22 protein-coding genes are annotated in these 17,165 nt (G+C 60.2%); 15 read left to right on the plus strand and 7 right to left on the minus strand.

The window, feature by feature from the left end:
• The 7 genes from FHT71_RS16910 to FHT71_RS16940 form a co-directional block, all read right to left on the minus strand.
• Positions 1–1,056, minus strand: a complete 1,056-nt coding sequence (locus FHT71_RS16910) for a phage Gp37/Gp68 family protein (RefSeq protein ID WP_183721017.1) — start codon at positions 1,054–1,056, stop codon at positions 1–3.
• Positions 1,049–1,603: a hypothetical protein gene (locus FHT71_RS16915; RefSeq protein WP_183721020.1), complete on the minus strand. Its 555-nt coding sequence runs from the start codon at positions 1,601–1,603 to the stop codon at positions 1,049–1,051. Before FHT71_RS16915 ends, FHT71_RS16910 begins: the two co-directional genes overlap by 8 nt.
• Entirely contained in the window at positions 1,593–1,937 is a 345-nt protein-coding gene (locus FHT71_RS16920; RefSeq protein WP_183721023.1) for a hypothetical protein, read from the minus strand. Before FHT71_RS16920 ends, FHT71_RS16915 begins: the two co-directional genes overlap by 11 nt.
• Complete coding sequence (locus tag FHT71_RS16925; RefSeq protein WP_183721026.1) at positions 1,937–2,119, minus strand: hypothetical protein; 183 nt, start codon at positions 2,117–2,119, stop codon at positions 1,937–1,939. Before FHT71_RS16925 ends, FHT71_RS16920 begins: the two co-directional genes overlap by 1 nt.
• Positions 2,116–2,289 (minus strand): hypothetical protein, encoded by a 174-nt coding sequence (locus FHT71_RS16930; protein WP_183721029.1) that lies wholly within the window; start codon positions 2,287–2,289, stop codon positions 2,116–2,118. Before FHT71_RS16930 ends, FHT71_RS16925 begins: the two co-directional genes overlap by 4 nt.
• A 74-nt stretch (positions 2,290–2,363) precedes the next feature.
• Entirely contained in the window at positions 2,364–2,561 is a 198-nt protein-coding gene (locus FHT71_RS16935; RefSeq protein WP_183721032.1) for a hypothetical protein, read from the minus strand.
• Positions 2,562–2,826: 265 nt separating this feature from the next.
• The gene (locus FHT71_RS16940; RefSeq protein WP_183721035.1) at positions 2,827–3,513 is read right to left on the minus strand and encodes a S24 family peptidase; all 687 of its coding nucleotides are present in this window, start codon (positions 3,511–3,513) and stop codon (positions 2,827–2,829) included.
• Between the two features lie 169 nt (positions 3,514–3,682).
• On the opposite strand from FHT71_RS16940, the gene FHT71_RS16945 reads away from it, so the two are divergent.
• The 15 genes from FHT71_RS16945 (at position 3,683) to FHT71_RS17015 (ending at position 17,113) form a co-directional block, all read left to right on the plus strand.
• Positions 3,683–3,862, plus strand: a complete 180-nt coding sequence (locus tag FHT71_RS16945) for a hypothetical protein (protein ID WP_246718017.1) — start codon at positions 3,683–3,685, stop codon at positions 3,860–3,862.
• Between the two features lie 205 nt (positions 3,863–4,067).
• Positions 4,068–4,559 (plus strand): hypothetical protein, encoded by a 492-nt coding sequence (locus FHT71_RS16950; protein ID WP_183721041.1) that lies wholly within the window; start codon positions 4,068–4,070, stop codon positions 4,557–4,559.
• On the plus strand, positions 4,556–4,789 hold the full coding sequence (locus FHT71_RS16955) for a hypothetical protein (protein WP_183721044.1): 234 nt from the start codon (positions 4,556–4,558) through the stop codon (positions 4,787–4,789). The genes FHT71_RS16950 and FHT71_RS16955 overlap by 4 nt, the downstream gene beginning before the upstream one ends.
• The gene (locus tag FHT71_RS16960; RefSeq protein WP_183721047.1) at positions 4,789–6,141 is read left to right on the plus strand and encodes an SAM-dependent methyltransferase; all 1,353 of its coding nucleotides are present in this window, start codon (positions 4,789–4,791) and stop codon (positions 6,139–6,141) included. The genes FHT71_RS16955 and FHT71_RS16960 overlap by 1 nt, the downstream gene beginning before the upstream one ends.
• A 5-nt stretch (positions 6,142–6,146) precedes the next feature.
• Positions 6,147–6,437, plus strand: coding sequence for a hypothetical protein (locus FHT71_RS16965; protein WP_183721186.1), 291 nt, complete (start codon positions 6,147–6,149; stop codon positions 6,435–6,437).
• Positions 6,434–8,203 (plus strand): DNA cytosine methyltransferase, encoded by a 1,770-nt coding sequence (locus FHT71_RS16970; RefSeq protein ID WP_183721050.1) that lies wholly within the window; start codon positions 6,434–6,436, stop codon positions 8,201–8,203. Before FHT71_RS16965 ends, FHT71_RS16970 begins: the two co-directional genes overlap by 4 nt.
• On the plus strand, positions 8,200–9,447 hold the full coding sequence (locus FHT71_RS16975) for a helix-turn-helix domain-containing protein (protein WP_183721053.1): 1,248 nt from the start codon (positions 8,200–8,202) through the stop codon (positions 9,445–9,447). The genes FHT71_RS16970 and FHT71_RS16975 overlap by 4 nt, the downstream gene beginning before the upstream one ends.
• The gene (locus FHT71_RS16980; protein ID WP_246718018.1) at positions 9,437–10,102 is read left to right on the plus strand and encodes a transcription termination/antitermination NusG family protein; all 666 of its coding nucleotides are present in this window, start codon (positions 9,437–9,439) and stop codon (positions 10,100–10,102) included. Before FHT71_RS16975 ends, FHT71_RS16980 begins: the two co-directional genes overlap by 11 nt.
• A gap of 702 nt (positions 10,103–10,804) precedes the next feature.
• Positions 10,805–11,014, plus strand: coding sequence for a hypothetical protein (locus FHT71_RS31710; RefSeq protein WP_246718019.1), 210 nt, complete (start codon positions 10,805–10,807; stop codon positions 11,012–11,014).
• Between the two features lie 61 nt (positions 11,015–11,075).
• On the plus strand, positions 11,076–11,279 hold the full coding sequence (locus tag FHT71_RS16990; protein ID WP_183721061.1) for a hypothetical protein: 204 nt from the start codon (positions 11,076–11,078) through the stop codon (positions 11,277–11,279).
• 86 nt (positions 11,280–11,365) lie between these two features.
• The gene (locus tag FHT71_RS16995; protein ID WP_183721063.1) at positions 11,366–11,854 is read left to right on the plus strand and encodes a hypothetical protein; all 489 of its coding nucleotides are present in this window, start codon (positions 11,366–11,368) and stop codon (positions 11,852–11,854) included.
• A complete protein-coding gene (locus FHT71_RS17000; RefSeq protein WP_183721066.1) occupies positions 11,841–13,547 on the plus strand; it encodes a terminase TerL endonuclease subunit in 1,707 nt (568 codons plus the stop codon). Before FHT71_RS16995 ends, FHT71_RS17000 begins: the two co-directional genes overlap by 14 nt.
• 9 nt (positions 13,548–13,556) lie before the next feature.
• On the plus strand, positions 13,557–14,846 hold the full coding sequence (locus FHT71_RS17005; RefSeq protein ID WP_183721069.1) for a phage portal protein: 1,290 nt from the start codon (positions 13,557–13,559) through the stop codon (positions 14,844–14,846).
• The gene (locus FHT71_RS17010) at positions 14,824–15,678 is read left to right on the plus strand and encodes a head maturation protease, ClpP-related (protein ID WP_183721072.1); all 855 of its coding nucleotides are present in this window, start codon (positions 14,824–14,826) and stop codon (positions 15,676–15,678) included. Before FHT71_RS17005 ends, FHT71_RS17010 begins: the two co-directional genes overlap by 23 nt.
• 13 nt (positions 15,679–15,691) lie before the next feature.
• Positions 15,692–17,113, plus strand: coding sequence for a phage major capsid protein (locus tag FHT71_RS17015; RefSeq protein WP_246718020.1), 1,422 nt, complete (start codon positions 15,692–15,694; stop codon positions 17,111–17,113).
• The last annotated feature ends 52 nt before the right edge of the window (positions 17,114–17,165 follow it).

The raw sequence follows: 17,165 nt of genomic DNA on the forward strand, positions 1-17,165 counted from the left end.
CTACTCCTGAAAATGTGCTGGGAGGGGAAGAGGTGGAAATTCGTCGTGCTGCTGGCCCGACAGAAGGCGGCCGGAACGGGATTTCGGCACGCGGAACATGCCGATCGGTTCACTCATGCCGTTGCAGCTGGGTTTCGCCTGCCGCCCGTCGATGTCGAGCCAGACCGCATCGTTGGTGACCATGCTGCTTTCGAAATGGCCGTTCTCGTGGCTGGCGATTGCCCAGTTTCCCCACTGCTTGAAGTGGAACGGGACGCCAGCCGCGGCGCATTGGTCGCGGAGAGCGTAAGCCCAATGCGGGTGCATCGGTCTGGCGCCCGCTCCGCTTTCACCGCCTGCCACAACCCAATCGAGGGAATCTAACCAAGTAAGCCAAGCGTTGGTGGGGAGGTCCGTTTGAAGTTGGCCTAGGTCGATGTAGCCGAGCAGCGGCTCGGCGCTGATCCAGCGGATTGCCGCCGGCGTGTCGAGCAAGAGCGGAATGCGTTCGTCGGCGCGCCTCTGATCTTCGACCGACACGCCGAGCCATACATTGGCAAGCGGCTTACCCATGCTGTCGAAAAGGTCCAGTCTGTCCACGGCGTCCTGTTGATGATCTTCGTCAAATCCGTGAGAAATCTGCTCATGCAGGACGTCGGATGCGCGTCCGAAGTTGGACCGCCTGCCCGCGAAATACTCCCGCATCCGCTCTGGCCGCTTCGTCAGCACCTGGAAGACATGTTGCGGGGACAGGGCCATGACGGCAAAGACCTGGTCGATCCATTCGTCCGGCACGCCTTCGGCGAAGAGATCGCCGTGGGCGCAGACGAAGATCATGCGCGGACGCTTCCAGCGGAGAGGTTGGTCAAGCCATTCGGCATTGAAGCGCACTTCGCCGGTCCAGACCGGGCCAGCCTTCGTGTCCTTCGTCAGCCTTTCACGGCTCGGATGGTGCTTGAGCCGCGTTCCGGCGAGCTTCATGGCGTAGCAGTTTGTACAGCCAGGCGAGACGACGCTGCAGCCGGTGATCGGGTTCCATGTGGCGTCGGTCCACTCGATCTTAGTGTTATCAGCCATTGGCGCGCAGCTCCTGCAGCCTGGCTTCGACCTGCTCCAATTCGTCGGAACGGCGATCGTAGGCCTCCGGGAAGTCTATGCGTAGCTCGCTCATGCGCTTTCGCAGGAAGCGCGCTCGCTCTTCCAGTTCGGCAATCTCGACGTCCTTGTCCGTTGCGCTCGTTGCCGTGCCCGGCAGAGGTTGCCCAGCCTTCTTGCTGGCATGCTTGGCCCGAAGCTTGGCGACCATTGCCGGCGCGCTAACGCGTTCGAGCTCGTCCTCTGCGGCGATCATAAGTGGGCACTGGATCGCCGTCGCGAGTGTGGTGAGGGTCAACATCGTGCCACCGACTTCGGCGCGCGGATTTCCTACGGGGCGGCCGAAGACGTAGTCGACGAGCTTGTGCGCGTCGTCTGCCGTGCAGCCGGTTGCCTGCGCCAATTCCAGCGCCTCCTCGACAAATCGATGCGCCCGTTCCGGCACATCGTTGGCGACGTTTGCGTCGAACGTGGAATGCATCCACTGGTCGACACGCTGCTGATAGGATTTATGGGATTCAGCCTGCATGTGGTCCCTCCTCGTAGGCTCGAATGCGCGCCTCGATGAGGTGATAAAGCTCGCGGTTTTCGTTGCTGGAGCCTGCCAGCTCGATCAGCGGCTTGAGGCCGAGGAGCGCGGAATGGAGCGTTTCGCCGCAGATCGCGGCGTCGGAATTCATGAGGTTATCGCCGCACATCAGGCGACGCGCGGCGTTGGTGAGTTCGGAGGTGACGACGGCAAAGGCGTCGGCCGCCTCAACGAGGTGGTCGAGCTGATAGTCTCGCATCTCGCGCTGGATTTCCGTCTGCACGATGCGCAGGCGCGTCGCGCCCTCCGGAAGGGGGAACGTGACGATGGTCATCACATGTCCCTCCAGGGCGAATTGTCCCACGTGTCGTCGACGCGCAGAGAGCGCAGGCGACGCCATTCCACAAAGCGGCGGACGGCCTTCGGAAGTTTGCTGATAAGCAAGGCGGTGCCGAACAGAATACCAGCGCAGAAGGCGGCGCCAAATCCAGCAAGGATAGCCGTAGTAGGTGTCATGCCGGCACCTGCAGAATGGCCACGATCGGCATGACGACCGCGAGGATGAACAGCAACGCGAACTCGGCGCGGCGCTGATGCTTAACAGGCATCCGCGTCACACGCAGGAAAAGCGATCCCGGTTCCGGCAGCGCCATTGCTACCGGACGAACTGTCCGAATTGTCTGCATGGTAGGAGCCCTTTCGCTTCCGTTTGGGAACCCGCTCCGTTCCTGGTCGGAGCGGTGACCGAAACCGGAAGGTTTCAGGCGACGCGGCGCACGGCGCGGCGGGAATGGATCTGCGCAGCCTGCTGGCTGTAGGCGTCGATCTGCGCGTCGGTATAGCCGAGATCCCGGAAGTCTTTGCGCGTCAGCCCTTCGCCGCGCTCAAGCGCGAGGTCTGCCATTTCGTTGGCGATGTTGCGGGCGATCGCTGCGGGGTAGGTGGTGTGTGTCTGCACGGTTGCTCTCCTTCGCCTCCCGGTTTCGCCGCTGCTCCGGGAGGAGGAGGGAGCAGCGGCGCGCCCCGTTTGGGCGGCCCGGATCTTGGGAGGAGGAGTAGACCGGACTGAGCGGACAATAATGCGGACAAATGCCCGCTGTCAACGATGTGTGCGGCTATTTAACCGCATTGATGCGGATGTGTCTGAAAAGGCGAGGCAAAAATTGAAAGAGCGGCGAAGTGATTCGCCGCTCTTTTGCGTTCGTCAATAGGGTTTAATGAGGCTAAACGCCGTACAGTTCGTTGACCGAAAGCACCTTGTGAATCGCGACGATCGTCGATCGCGGAATGTCGATTTCGGCGCTCGGATTATGCTTGCGGATGGTGACCATCTCGGTCGCGCGCTTGCTCAGAATACCGATTGTGGCTTCCATCGCTTCGCTGTCGCCGAGCTGGACCTGGATTACCACCGCATCGCCAAAGCGCGGCGGCTTGTCCGGATGCACATAGATGAGATCGCCAGGCTGAAACTGCGGTTCCATCGAGGTTCCCTCGACGTAAAGAGAATAGACATTACGAGCGTTCATCAACGTATGCGGGCGCCTCACGTAGTCAACCGGCTCGGATGACAGCTGAAATGCACCTCTAAGATGCGACCCTGCAGCGGTCCCCATGACCGGCACATCTTTCGCCATTTCCATCGGCAGTGGCAAGTGGGCAGCTGCGGGGCGCACGTCGGTTTTTACGGTTGGGACGACAGTGATGGCGCGAGCATCGTTAGACTCACCAAGCAAGACTGTCATCGGAACGCCGAGGCCGTCCGCGATTTTCTTCAGAGTCTGACCGCGCGGGGAGGCGCCGCCTCGCTCGAACAACTTGCGAAAATAGCTCCGCTCCAAGCCGCTCTTGAGGGCTGCTGCCTCCCACGTAAGCCCTTGCTCGGCAATGATATCTTTGAGGATGTCTGTCACAGATTTCTCCATGTGCGGATTATCAGCCGCAGTACGAACATTGGAAAGCGGTTATTTGATCTTGACAGATGCGGCCATTTGACCGCATTTTGCCACCATGACCCTACGAGAGCAAATTATCACTCTGGCTGATGCCTACGCCGTAGCCTCTGGCATCGGGCGGAAGCGCATGTCGACCATCGTCTTCAACCGCGGCGCCAAGCTCGACGACATTGTCAACGGTGGCGACCTTGCGACCGGCACGTTTGAGCGTGCTCTCCAGTGGTTCTCCGACAATTGGCCAGACGGTGTTGCCTGGCCGGATGCAGGTCCCCTGCCTCGTCCAGAGCGGACGAAGGAGGCCGCATGATTTCTCGTTGTTCCCTGCGCGGTCTTCACCGCCGCGCCACCTCGCGCCGGACTGCACGACTTCCGCTTTCCGGCGCGCTTTCTCTTCGATGTTTCCAGGCATGCGGACCTCCGTGATCTGCTGACGGCCTGAAACTCACATTTTCGACCAGTTCCCACTACGGGAAAAACCGCACGGAATTCCCGGCGCGGGAAAGGATTTCGTCATGTCTTCGGAAGCATGGTTTCACCGCGTCAAGGCCGCCCAGCGCGATCTTATCAAGCTGGTCGGCGGGATCGATCGCGCAGCCGAAATCTCTTCGGTATCGCCCAGTCACATCGGCCGAATGAACAATGCGCGCGACACGGATCTGATGCCGCTGTCGGTGGTCTACGCGCTGGAATGCGAGTGCGGCATCCCCGTCGTGACACAGGCCATGGCGGAACTGAGCGGCCGCCGACTGACGGACCCGGAGAGCACATACAATGCCAATGTAAACGTGCTCACGTCGTATTCCGACGTGATGCAGAAGGCGGCTGCGCTCATGTCCGCTGGGGCGACGGCAATGGCTGATGGTCTCGTCACCCCCGCCGAGGCGCATGGCATGGATCGCGAGGCGGCCGCAATCGAGGGGGCGCTCCCTCCGTTCCGGCAGGCGCTTGCCGTCATCAAGGCGGCCGGGGGCTCGAAGGCCGAATTGAAGGTGGTCGGGGAATGACGGCGATGGAACCCGGCCTCGGCAGATTGGGTCGCCGCCTCTTGTACCGCGTAAGGCTCCACGCCCGGCAGAACAGCCGGGCGTATCCGCTTTCGCTGGATCGCGATCTGCGCGGCGCCGTCTCAGCGATTGACGGTGGCTATCTCGTCCGCCTTAGCGACGATCCGCACTTCGTCACCATTACCGAAAAGGGGGGCGCCTTTCTCGACCTCCTGATGAGGTGCGAGTGATGAAGCTGAGCGACAAGTCAAACGAGATGCTGCGGCGAGCTGTTGTGGATGGCGTGATTGATTGTCCGGAACCCCGAGACGTGTTGTCCGCAAACAGACTGAACGGCCGTCAGCTCCTGTCGCGAGATCCGAAGCTCGGCACGCGCTATTACCCGACTGACAAGGCGCGGGAATACGTTGCTCTGCTCGACGAGCTCGGCGAGCACGACGATACGCCGGAAGCCCACGCGAACGCTGTCATTTCGATCGTAAATGCCGACGCGTCCGGCCTTGTTCAGGTTGTCGATCGAGCGCGCATGCTTCTCGACGAGGGCGACGCCATGGCGGCGAGGTTGCTGGCGTCTGCCGCGTATGACCAGGCGAAAGCGGGAGCGCAATTCGCGGCGCGCGTCGGCGCCAAGGATCGGCTGGTGCAGAAGGCGCGGCGGCTGCAAGCAGAGGCCTTGCTGATCGAGGCGCGCGCCAAGATCCTGCTCGCGCAAGAATGGGATCGCGCCGTCGCCGATGGAAAGACCCTCAAGGGTCGCCCGAAAAGCGTTCCAGACGAGAACTCTTTTACGGCGGAGGAGGCGGGGCTGACCCGCAAGGAAATTCACGAGGCGCGCAAGCTGGCCGATGCCGAGCGGAAAGCGCCCGGCCTCGTCGAGCGGGCCATTCAGGCTCGTGTCGCGGCAGGACTCGAGCCATCGCGTGCCAACCTCAGGGCGGCGGTCGGAACCGCGACGGCGACGAAGGAAGAGCGGGGCCAAAATCTCTACGAAACGCCACCGGAGGCGATGCACACGCTGCTCGCGCTTGAAACCTTCACCGCGACCGTGTGGGAGCCGTCCTGTGGAAAGGGCGCCATCGCGCGCATGCTGGAGGCGGCAAGCTATGGCGTCGTGTTGTCCGATCTCGTCGACTACGGGACGGCGGACAGCTTCGGGGAGGTGCAAAGGCAGGTCGACTTCCTGACGACGGAAGGCGACCCGGAAGGCGCGAGCAGCTACGACATCGTCACCAACCCGCCTTACGGGCAGGTGCTGAACGCCTACGTGGCGCATGCGCTGCGCGTCCACAAGCCGCGCAAGATGGCGCTGCTGCTCAACCTCAACTTTGTCTGCGGCTTCGACGACGAGGACCGAAATTTCGCAATGGACGAAAACGCGCCGGTGCGGATCTACGTCTTCACCCGTCGCCTGCCGATGATGCACCGCGATGGCTGGGATGGGCCGGAGTCCTCCAGCCGCATGAACACCGCGTGGTTCGTGTGGGAGCTGCAAGAGGATGGCACTTATGGCCGCAGCGGTTCCAGGCTGATCCGTGTCGACTGGAAGGACTATCTGCCACCGGCGGGAAGCGAGGCTTCGTGAGCGGAATGCTTCCCCTGGTCGACATCCTGTCGGACCTGCTGACGCATGCCGAGCGGGCGGAGTGGCTGACGCGCGTGCCTGACGGCGTGGTGTTTCGCGACCATATGGACATCCGCAAGGTGCTTCAGGCGGCCGGCTTTGGCGCTGGCGTCGCCTATCTCGATGCACGGCTCGCGGCCGTGAACTCTGTGCGGCTGCCGGACGGGGCGCTGCCGCAGACGCGCATTTTCGCGCTGAACCTAACCCAAATCGATCTGAACATAGCGGCGCGGGCGGGCGCCACGGGGGCTGAATGAATTCGATTCCAATTCCGAGGAGCTTCGGGCTCGACAACCGCATGACCGTGGTTCTCTTCGCCGGCATGGGCGGCGGATGTGATGGGCTAGAGGATGCCGGATTTCATGTGCATCTTGCGGTCAACCACGATCCGCTGGCGATCGCCATGCACGAGAAACGGCACCCGCATACGCGACACCTGCGCTGCGACGTGTTCGAGGTCGATCCGGTCGAGGCGACGCGCGGCCGCGGCGTTCGTATCCTGCATGCCTCACCGGACTGCACTCATTTCTCTGTCGCCAAGGGCTCGAAGCCGGTCAGCAAGCGGCGCCGGTCGCTTGCGTGGGTCATTCCGCGATGGGCCGGTACGGTGCGTCCTGAAGTCATCACCATGGAGAACGTGCGGGAAATCAAGACTTGGGGCCCGCTGATATGCAAGCGCGACAAGAAAACGGGCAGGGCGATGCGTCGGGACGGCTCGATCGCTGCGGAAGGAGAGCGCATCCCCGTGCAGGATCAATGGTTGATACCTGACCCTAAGCACAAGGGCAGGATCTGGCGCGCCTGGCTGAAACACATGCATGGCCTCGGCTACAGTTTCGAGGACAGAATTCTTGTCTGTGCCGACTACGGCATTCCGACCATTCGCAAGCGCTTTTTTGGCGTAGCCAGGTCTGACGGCGGGCCGATCTATTGGCCAGATCGCACCCACGCGCCGCGGGACAAGGCAAAGGCGCTTAAGCTCAAGCCGTGGGTCGGAGCGGATACGATTATAGACTGGTCGCTTCCTGTTAAATCTATCTTCGATCGCAAGAAGCCGCTTGCGCCGGCAACCTTGCGGCGGATAGCGCGCGGGGTAATGCGCTATGTCGTCAACGCGAAGCATCCGTTCATCGTCCCGATCACGCACACAAAGGGGACCAACACCTCGCGCTCCTCCGCGCTGCCGCTCAACACGTTGACGACTGCGAAGGGTGGCGAGCTGGCGCTCGTGGTGCCGTCCATTGCGGGCGTCGGCGGGCGAATGGGGCAGAGCGTTGAACGATCGGTAGAGGAACCGATTCAAGCCGTAACGACGAAGGCGGATTCTGTCCTGGTCTCGGCACACCTGTCGACGATGCGGAATGCACAAAAGCCGTTCGGGGCGGCTGACGAGCCGCTGCACACCCTGACGGCCGGCGGCGCCGGCGTAGCAGTCGTCGCGGCTTTTCTTGCGCAGCACAACAATGACATCCGGCGCGAGGGTGGTGTGCACCCCGGCAGGGGCGCGACAGAGCCGATGGCAACACTTACCGTCAATCCGCAGCAGGGCGTCGTGACGGCGGCGCTGACGCGGTTGCGTGGCAACGACAAGGATGGGCAGGATATCTGCCATCCGTTGCCAACACAAACCTGCGGCGGCGGGCACGAGATGCTGATCATGCCGTTCCTTCAGGCTTACTACGGCAGTGGCTCGGAAGGCGGGCGTGCCGACGATCCGCTACGGGCGCTGACAGGTTTGGCGCGGCATGGGCTGGTCACGGTCGAGGTCAACGGCCAGACGATGGTCATCACGGATATCTGCATGCGGATGCTTGACCCGCTGGAGGGTGCAGCGGCGCATGGCTTCGACCCTACGAGTTTCGATCACGTCATCGAGTTCACTGACGAGCGCGGCAAGCGGGTGAAGCGCAAGCCGAGCAAAAGGGAGTTGGGCCACTTGGTCGGCAACAGCGTGCCCAAGAAGATGATCACCCTGCTGGCAGAGTGCAACGGCCGCTACGAGTTCGTGGAGGCGGCGGAATGAGCAACCCGCGTTTTTCGATCATCCCGGCGTGGATCGTCACAGACAGCCGATTGAAGGGCAGCGACCTCAAGGTTCTTTGCCTTCTGGGCACTCATACCAACAAGGAAGGCTGGTGCCGGCGCAGCCAGGTCAAGATGGCCGAGCAGCTCGGCTGTGGGCGTTCGACTGTGCAGGACTCCCTCAACCGTCTCGCCGACATCGGCGCGGTCGAAAAGCGCAAAGTCGACAGTGCGGACGGTCGCGACAGCGCGCATTGGTATCGCGTCATCCTCGATCGCGCGGTTTCCAGCAATGCATTTGGTGCATGGGACGCGGACGACGAAGAGGAATTCGGTCCTATTTCCGAGCGCTCCGTTGGGGCGCCCCCTGCCGGTATACCGGCACCCCCTGCCGGTCCTGAGGCGGCACCCCCTGCCGGTTCTGGACCGGCACCTATTAACGACAGTTCTCTAACTTCCAATTCTAACGAAGAAGAGAGAGAGCGCGATCGCGATGATGAAGGGGAAGAAAATCCCAAGGCGCTGGAAAAGCGATTCCGGAAGTGGTGGTCGACATGGCCAACTTATGCAACCGACACGGAAGCCACGACGCGACGCGCCTGGCTGGATCTGACGCCAGACCAGCGGAAGGCCTGTGAGGAACGCACTGCCGATTACCTCGCCGCGGCAAAGGCTGCAGGCCGGAAGTTCTCGAAAGCAGCAGCGACCTATCTTTCGGAGCGCGCCTGGGAGCGATTGGGCGAAAGAACCGGCTCCACGGCTTCGGCCAACGCTCCAGAGCCCTACACAGCGTATTCGAGGGCGGGGCGTGCACTACTGCTGGCTGAGCTGCTGAAGCCTGAGCGTTGCCTGACGCTCAATCCGATCGAGCAGAAGATTATCGATGACAAGCCGGAGAAGCGCGACCTGATTTGGCGCGACAAGCGCGAAAAACAGGGATGGCCCGAGGCCTCCAAGCTCATTGACACGACGATGCAGCGCAAGCGCTTCAGCGTCCCCGCTCGAATCGTGGCGATCGGCCAGAGCTTCGACAAGGTGAAGGTAGGCGGTGAAGTCTGGCAATCTTGGCAGCGCCTGCACCATCGGCGTTGCTGGCCATGGTTGCCGGCTCCCGAGGGGCTGGAATGGATGCAGTTCCCACGTCTGCCAGATGCAATCGAGGATCTGGACGAGGCCTGCGAACTGGCACTGAGCGAATTTGAGACGGCACTGAGAGAGGGCAGGGACAATGATCATGCAGCGTAAAATCACCATGGCCGAGAAGGTCGACATGAACCGCCTGATGCCTGCGCTGGAGCAGATCGTCAGTCTGCGCCGAATCAACGCAACGATGCTTTCGATGGCTTCGAGGGCAAACGTCGCGCGAATCACCGCTTCTGAGCAGGTGAAATCCCATTGGTACTGCCTCCGCGTGATGACCGGCCGCGAGTTCGCTGTGGAAAAACTGCTCGACGTGGCTGATGTTGAAAGTCTCGTCGTTCGCTCGAACGCCTATAAGACGGTCAAACGTGGACGGGTTCGCATGGTCCCGGAAAGGCCTGTCATCACCGGCTATGTACTCGTCCATTGCGTTTCATCGGCTGCTGCGATGGCTGGATTGCTGTCCGTTAAGGACGTGATCGAGGTCGTTGGCGGGGCGGAAACGCCCTATCGGGCGGATGCGGATTCTATCGCTCGATTCAAGGCGATGGCCGAGCAGGGGAAATACGATCACAAGGTCAAGCCGAAGGTCGATTTCCTGCCTGAGGAGATCGTCCGTGTCTGCGATGGACCATTTGCTTCGTTTCACGCGGTTGTGGTTTCTGTCGACTTCGAGGCGTACCTCGCGAAGGTCGAGGTTGAGATTTTCGGACGCAAGACGCCGGTGGAACTGGATCTTGCGCAGATCGAAAAAATCTGACTACAAATCGCCTCGGACGATCTGAGATCCCAGCGTGGGCCCAAACAGTCGATGGCTCGATCATCGGCGAATGAAGCGAAGGCTTCAGGGTTGCTTACCGGTCAGACCCCGCCTTGACTGCCTCGACGATGAGGCCACCGATTCAAGGCCAGTGCTACAGCTATGAGATGCGGCGATCTGCGATTGAGGCGACCCTTGGTGGTCGCCTTTTTCGTTCAAGGGATATGAGCTGTCGTGCTGGGCTCATGAAATCCTAGATCAGGAGATCGCAAAGATGACGCTGGAGAGAACGTCTATGCGAATGCATGGGGTGGATCGAAGGCAATCTTCCGCTGCACCTATGACAAGGCGGTAGCTGAGGACCTTTCGTTCTCGAAAGCAACGCCGAGTGGGTTTGCCGAATACAATATCGACAATCCTGCTGCCGCTGCGCAGCTGGTGATCGGCAAGCAATACTACGTCGACTTCACTCCAGTGGAATAGAATGCGAGGGCGGCCTTAGTGGTCGCCTTCTGCGTTCATAGAGGTATGGGCAAGCTCACATCTCTGAAGCCACGGCTAAAGACGCTTGGCTCTCGCCTCTCTCCAATATCGCCATCGACACGACAAGAAGCGGAAGCGCAGCGCAGTCGTGAGCGTGACCAGAGTCAACCGTGGCGCGCCTGGTACAAGAGCAACAGATGGCGGAAGCTGAGAGAGGACGTGCTGAGGCGTGACCTCTACACCTGTCAGCAGACCGGTGTTCTCTGCATCGGCAAGCACCCCGCCGACAACAGCCCAGTGGTTGACCACAAGATCCCGCATCGCGGTGATGAGCGGCTGTTCTGGGATGTGAACAACTTGCAGACGGTGAGCAAGGCTTACCACGACAGCGAGAAGCAGAAGCAGGAGCGGGCTCGGCCCGGCTGGTGAGATGGCAATCCCTAAGCCAAGTGAAGCAAGGCTCGTAGTTCGCCATTACGAAGATGGCAGGATGCGAGTTCTGCTAGATGGAAAGCGTATCCCTGGTGTGACTGGCTTCGAGGTGTCTCAGCAGTCAGGAGCGTATCGCTCGGAACTGAAGATCACGATCATCGGGCTCGCCTTTCGGGTCGAACAGGCAGACGTCAACAGCCGCGATGACAAGAGCGGGATCAAAGTCCGCATGAATGACGAAGCGGAGGCCGGCGAGGCCTGACCTTCCCCGCCGGGGGGGTGGGTCGAGAGTCTGGAAGACCCCTTCGGCCCGGACCCGCGCCCCTCTCATTCGGAGATTTTTTTCTCGTGAGTACAAGTTTTGACCTCCTCGGCGACCCTATCCCAGAGGGTTGGGGCAAGCGCGGAAGACCGCCCCATCTCGCGACGGAGAAAAACCGCAACAAAGTCATGCTCTTACTGGCGATGGGCTGGAGCAACGCTAGGATTGCAAACGCCCTTGGCATCACGCAGCCGACTTTGCGGAAGAATTATTTTCAGCAGCTCCGCTCCCGCGATCTGGCGCGTGACCGGCTCGAAGGGGCACGGCTCGACCTCGCCTGGGAACTGGCCAAGGGTGGAAACGTCGGAGCACTCAGGGAGTTCGGAAAACTGATGGAGCGGAACGATCGGATGGAGATCGAACGCGAGTTGGCTTCCGAGAGCAAGAAGCAGGAGAAGGCCGAGCCACAGGAGCGCATTGGCAAGAAGGTGATCGACGAGCGCCGCGCTCTCGATGCCGACGCCGATCTGATGGCCGAACTGGAAAGAGAAGCGTCACAGAATGCACATCACTGAGGATCTTCCCCGCTTCGCATGTCCCGATTGGTGGGAGCGAATTCAGGCGGGGCAGACGCCAATGCCAGATGTGCCGCTCAACAAGGAGAAGGCAGCGAAGGCGCTGGCATTCTTCAACCGACTGCGATTGCCGGACGTACCCGGCAACCCCACGCTGGCGGAAGCTTGCGGCGACTGGTTTCGCGATATCCTTTGTGCGTTTCTTGCCAGCGAAGATCCCGATACCAGGCAGCGCCTCGTTTGGGAGCTGCTATGCCTGGTCCCGAAGAAGAACTCGAAGACGACCTACGTTGCCGCGCTCGGTCTTACGGCTCTTTTCATGGAGGAAGCTCCCAACCGGCAAATGCTGATAGTTGCGCCGAGTCAGAATATTTCCGAGCGGTGTTTTGGACAGGCGCAGCTAATGATCCAGAACGATCAGAAGCTCAGCGAAATCTTCAAGGTGCAGGAGCATCTCAAGTGCATCACGCGGCGCAAGACTGGAACGCAGCTTGACGTGAAGTCCTTCGACACGTCGATCGTGACCGGCGAAATTCCCATTCTGACGATCATCGACGAAGTGCACGAGCTGGGGAAGGTGTCGAAGGCTGCTCGCGTCATGCAGCAGATCCGGGGAGGCGGAATCACCAAGCAACGTGGTCAGGTCATGATGATCACGACGCAGTCGGACGAGGCTCCAGCAGGGATATGGCGCACGGAACTAGACAAGGCCCGAGCAATCAGGGACGGAAAGGGCGGCGCCTCGCCCATCATGCTTCCGGTCCTTTATGAATTTCCGCGCGAGCAGCAAGTCGACCAGGACTACTGGCGGAACCCAAAGAACTGGAAGCATGTCCTTCCTAATCTTGGTTTGTCGATCGATCCTCAAGCGCTGGTCGACGACTATGAGAACAATGGCAAGGTCAACAAGGAGACCGAGCAGATCTGGGCCAGCCAACACCTAAATATCGAGATCGGCGTTGGACTTGGCGGCGATGGCTGGTCCGGCGCCCTGCACTGGTCAGCTTGCGTCGATAGCTCCCTGACCGATCTCGACGTTCTGTTGGACAGATCTGAGGTCTGCACCATAGGTATCGACTGGGGCGGTGCCGACGATCTGGCTGCTCTCTACATCATTGGCAGAGAACACCACACCAAGCGCTGGCTCGGGTGGGGGAAAGCCTGGGCCAGAAAGACCGTGTTCGAGCAGCGAAAGAGCATCGCGCCGCGCTTGCGGGAGTTCGAAGAAGCAAACGATCTGATCATCGCATCCTCTGGCGAAGAGCAGGCCGCATCCGCGGCTCTCATCTGCCGCAAAGTCGCGGACAGCGGCAAGCTGCCTGAGCAGAATGGGATCGGGCTAGACAGCGCCGGCATCGCACTGCTTCTCGATGCACTGGAGGATGAAGATCTTGAACAGCCGCTCGTCCAGGCCGTCATGCAGGGATGGAAGCTGCAAACAGCGATCTCCTCTGTCCCCCTGAAACTTGAAGATGGGCGGTTCTTGCACGGCGATCAACCGATCATGGCTTGGTCGGTGGGCAATGCGAAGCAGACGCTAAAAGGCAGCAACTACGTTGTCACGAAAGAAGTATCTGGTGCCGCGAAGATTGACCTTCTGATGGCTCTCTTCAATGCGGCGATGCTGATGTTCCTCAACCCTGAGGCGGCTGGCCGCTCAGTTTACGAGACACGCGGTCTGCGGATCGCCTGAGGGCTCTAAATGTCAATCTGGTCAAAATGGTTTGGTGGCCGCGAGGCTAAACCGGCCGCATCTAACTCTGGATATCAGCCAGCGGGCGGCGGAACCGTCATCGTCACATCAGACCAGCTTGAGGAGGCGCTTCGAAATGGCAATGTGAGTGCTTCTGGCGCTACGGTAAACAGCGAAACAGCGATGCGTTCGGCGGCGGTTTATGCCTGCGTAAGGCTGATTGCTGGAGCTGTTGCGACCCTTCCGCTCGATGTCAAGCGCCGCACGAATGCTCGTACTCGTGAGGACGCGTCCGATACGCCGTTGTGGCGGCTGCTTCGGCGCAAACCGAACCGCTGGCAGACGCCTTCGCAGTTCCGTCGCATGATGCAGGCCCATCTGCTGCTCCGCGGAAATGCCTATGGCCTGATTGTCCGATCGGTGAACCGGTCTAGGGATGTGAAGGAAATCATTCCGATCCATCCTGACAGGGTTCGGTGCAAGCAAAACGACGATTTGTCGCTGACCTATACGTATACGACCCTGGCTGGCCGCCAGGTCACCTTGGTTCAGTCCGAAGTCTTTCACCTGGTAGGGCTGACCTTCGATGGTGTTCACGGTGTCTCGGTGCTGACATATGCACGGGAAGCTATTGGCGAAGCGCTAGTAATGACCGAGCACGGCGCCACTATGTTTCGCAATGGGGCGCGTGTTTCTGGGGTCCTCACCCATCCCGGCAAGCTTGGTGACAAGGAATTCGAGAACCTCAAGGCCAGCCTCGACGAGTTCCGTGCCAGCGGTGAGCGTGACGGCAAGGCGATGATCCTCGAAGAGGGCATGAAATTCGAGCGGGTCGCAATGACGTCCGCCGATGCCCAGTGGATCGAGAGCCGGAAATTCACCCGCGCCGAGATTGCCATGTTCTTCGGCGTGCCGCCCACGATGATTGGCGACAACACCGGGAGCGACTCCAACTGGGGAACCGGCCTCGAGCAGAAGTCCAACGGCTTTGTCGCCTACACGTTAGAGGATCACCTCACGACGTGGGAAGAAACAATCTTCCGCGATCTCATCGCCGATGAGACCAGTGATCTCTACGCCCGGTTCAACAGGGCCGCGCTCGTCCGAGGCGATATCAAGACTCGCTGGGATGCGTACATGAAAGGCAGGCAGATGAAGGTTCTGTCGGCAAATGACGTACGCGAGCTCGAAGACATGAATCCGGTTGACGGCGGCGACGTCTACGAAAACCCGCTGATCAACGTCGACACCAAAACCACCGAAGAGGAACCGGCTAATGAGCCTCCGAACGCTGCCTGAGGCGCGCACTTTTGCTCGTCCGCAAAATTTTCAGTGGGATGCTCCTTCTGATGTCATGGCGCTTTGGGCTGAACGTCCATTGGCGGCGGACGGAAGCGATTCTGACACGATCACCATGTTTGACGTTATTGGAGAGGACTACTGGTCCGGTACCGGGGTGACGGCAAAGCGGATATCGGCGGCCCTTCGCGCGATCGGCGACAAGGATGTGCGCATCCAGATCAATTCGCCTGGTGGCGATCTCTTCGAGGGAATTGCCATCTACAACATGCTTCGCGCTCATAAGGCCAAGGTGACGATCGAGGTACTTGGGTGGGCCGCGTCGGCAGCGTCCATTATTGCCATGGCCGGTGATGAAATCCGGATGGGCGTTGGCACCTTCATGATGGTTCATAACGCGTGGGGAGTAGTGATCGGAAATCGTCACGACCTCGCGGAGGCTAGTTCGCTTTTCGAAGGATTCGATAGCGCCATCGCCGATATCTACGGAGCTAGAACTGGGGCTAAGCGGAAAGACATCGTGGCGCTCATGGATGCGGAAACGTTCATGGGCCCATCCGAGGCCGTGAAGAACGGTTTCGCCGACGTCATCGATGATAGCCTAAGCGCTGGCGATGGGGACACCAAGAACATGGACCGGCGGTTGATGGCTCGCCGCCGGACTGAAGCTGCCTTGGCGAAGGCAGGCTTCACAAGAGACAAGCGCTCCGAGATCCTTGATGAAATCGGTGTGAACACGGCCCCGCGAGATGCAAGCCGTCATAAAGCCGCGCGCGATGCAGGCGTCCCGAATGCTGCGCTTCAGCAGTTGATCAACACCTTCAAGATATAAGGACTATATCACCATGACGAAACGTCATCTGATTGGTGGCCTGCTTTGCCTCGCGCTGGCGGCCACGTTCGTAATTACTCATCTCTTTAGCGAGGCAATCGCACCAGTGCTTCATGCGCTAAGCGATCCTCATGCGCTCGGTGCATCGATGGCAATGACGATCATGCCGCCTCTCAACAGCCGTGCGCGTGGCATTGTCGGTCTTGTCCGCGGCGATGCAGGCGGTCAGACGGAAATCTTCGAAGAGCTTAAGCGCACTGTCGAAGCCTTCAAGGCGGCTCACACGGAAGAACTGAAAGGCATCAAGGCCAAATTCGCCGACGTCGTCCAGACCGAGCAGGTGAATCGTATCAACGATGAAATCACCAACCTCACGAAGGCGCTCGACGACTGCAACGCTATGATTGCAGCACTGAAAATTGGCGGCGCTGGTGACGATGACGAAAATACCGGCGCAAAGAAGGAGCATGCGAACGCCTTCGACAAGTGGTTCCGGAAGGGCGTCGATAACAACCTGTCGGATCTCGAAGTGCAGGCGTCCTTGACCACGCAATCCGATCCTGACGGTGGGTTCCTGGTGCCGAAGCAGACTGAGGCAACGATTGACCGTGTTCTCGGTCTCGCCTCTGTGATGCGTCAACTCGCCACGGTCATGCCGATTGGAGCTGGCACCTACAACAAGTTCATCAGCATGGGTGGTGCCGGAGCAGGATGGGTCGGCGAAGAAGACGCGCGCCCGGAGACGAATACGCCCAAACTTCGTGAGCTGGTCTTCACGGTTATGGAAATGTTCGCGAACCCGGCAACGACGCAGAAGATGCTTGACGATGGCATCATCGATATCGCCGCCTGGCTTGCCGATGAAGTTCAGCAGACATTCTCTGAACTGGAAGGAGCCGCGTTTGCGACGGGTGACGGGGTCAAGAAGCCACGTGGTTTCCTGAGCTACAGCACGGTCGCCAATGCCAACTGGGCATGGGAGAAGATCGGGTACATCCCAACGGGAGCTGCCGCCGATTTCGCAGTAACCGCCCCGATCGATGCGTTCATCGATCTATACTATTCGCTCAAGACCGGCATGCGCAACGGTGCGGCCTGGCTCATGAACGACCAGACGATGGGCAAGGCCCGCAAGTTCAAGGACGGCGACGGGAACTACATCTGGGAGGCTCCGACCGCCGCGGCTGAGATTGCCACCATCCTCGGCAAGCCAGCCTATACCGACGACAACATGCCGGCTGTTGGCGCCAATGCCTTCCCCGTCGCATTCGGCAACTGGAAGCGTGGCTACCTGATCCTCGATCGTACTGGTATTCGCGTTCTGCGTGACCCTTACACGAACAAGCCGAAGATCCACTTCTACACTACCAAGCGTGTGGGCGGCGGCGTCGCAAACTTCGAAGCTATCAAGCTCCTGAAGTGCGCCACGAGCTGATTGCCGGTCTGTCTGAATAGCTCGCATTGGCGGACGCTTGTCGTCCGCCTTC

It is taken from the genome of Rhizobium sp. BK060 (assembly GCF_014193145.1).
Taxonomy (GTDB): Bacteria; Pseudomonadota; Alphaproteobacteria; order Rhizobiales; family Rhizobiaceae; genus Rhizobium.

Excerpts from the sequence above, each read along its gene's own strand:
- FHT71_RS16910 (WP_183721017.1), bottom strand. The coding sequence starts at position 1,056 with ATGGCTGATAACACTAAGATCGAGTGGACCGACGCCACATGGAACCCG.
- FHT71_RS16915 (WP_183721020.1), bottom strand. The coding sequence starts at position 1,603 with ATGCAGGCTGAATCCCATAAATCCTATCAGCAGCGTGTCGACCAGTGG.
- FHT71_RS16920 (WP_183721023.1), bottom strand. The coding sequence starts at position 1,937 with ATGACCATCGTCACGTTCCCCCTTCCGGAGGGCGCGACGCGCCTGCGC.
- FHT71_RS16925 (WP_183721026.1), bottom strand. The coding sequence starts at position 2,119 with ATGACACCTACTACGGCTATCCTTGCTGGATTTGGCGCCGCCTTCTGC.
- FHT71_RS16930 (WP_183721029.1), bottom strand. The coding sequence starts at position 2,289 with ATGCAGACAATTCGGACAGTTCGTCCGGTAGCAATGGCGCTGCCGGAA.
- FHT71_RS16945 (WP_246718017.1), top strand. The coding sequence starts at position 3,683 with ATGTCGACCATCGTCTTCAACCGCGGCGCCAAGCTCGACGACATTGTC.
- FHT71_RS16950 (WP_183721041.1), top strand. The coding sequence starts at position 4,068 with ATGTCTTCGGAAGCATGGTTTCACCGCGTCAAGGCCGCCCAGCGCGAT.
- FHT71_RS16955 (WP_183721044.1), top strand. The coding sequence starts at position 4,556 with ATGACGGCGATGGAACCCGGCCTCGGCAGATTGGGTCGCCGCCTCTTG.
- FHT71_RS16960 (WP_183721047.1), top strand. The coding sequence starts at position 4,789 with ATGAAGCTGAGCGACAAGTCAAACGAGATGCTGCGGCGAGCTGTTGTG.
- FHT71_RS16965 (WP_183721186.1), top strand. The coding sequence starts at position 6,147 with ATGCTTCCCCTGGTCGACATCCTGTCGGACCTGCTGACGCATGCCGAG.
- FHT71_RS16970 (WP_183721050.1), top strand. The coding sequence starts at position 6,434 with ATGAATTCGATTCCAATTCCGAGGAGCTTCGGGCTCGACAACCGCATG.
- FHT71_RS16975 (WP_183721053.1), top strand. The coding sequence starts at position 8,200 with ATGAGCAACCCGCGTTTTTCGATCATCCCGGCGTGGATCGTCACAGAC.
- FHT71_RS16980 (WP_246718018.1), top strand. The coding sequence starts at position 9,437 with ATGCAGCGTAAAATCACCATGGCCGAGAAGGTCGACATGAACCGCCTG.
- FHT71_RS16990 (WP_183721061.1), top strand. The coding sequence starts at position 11,076 with ATGCGAGTTCTGCTAGATGGAAAGCGTATCCCTGGTGTGACTGGCTTC.
- FHT71_RS17000 (WP_183721066.1), top strand. The coding sequence starts at position 11,841 with ATGCACATCACTGAGGATCTTCCCCGCTTCGCATGTCCCGATTGGTGG.
- FHT71_RS17005 (WP_183721069.1), top strand. The coding sequence starts at position 13,557 with ATGTCAATCTGGTCAAAATGGTTTGGTGGCCGCGAGGCTAAACCGGCC.
- FHT71_RS17010 (WP_183721072.1), top strand. The coding sequence starts at position 14,824 with ATGAGCCTCCGAACGCTGCCTGAGGCGCGCACTTTTGCTCGTCCGCAA.
- FHT71_RS17015 (WP_246718020.1), top strand. The coding sequence starts at position 15,692 with ATGACGAAACGTCATCTGATTGGTGGCCTGCTTTGCCTCGCGCTGGCG.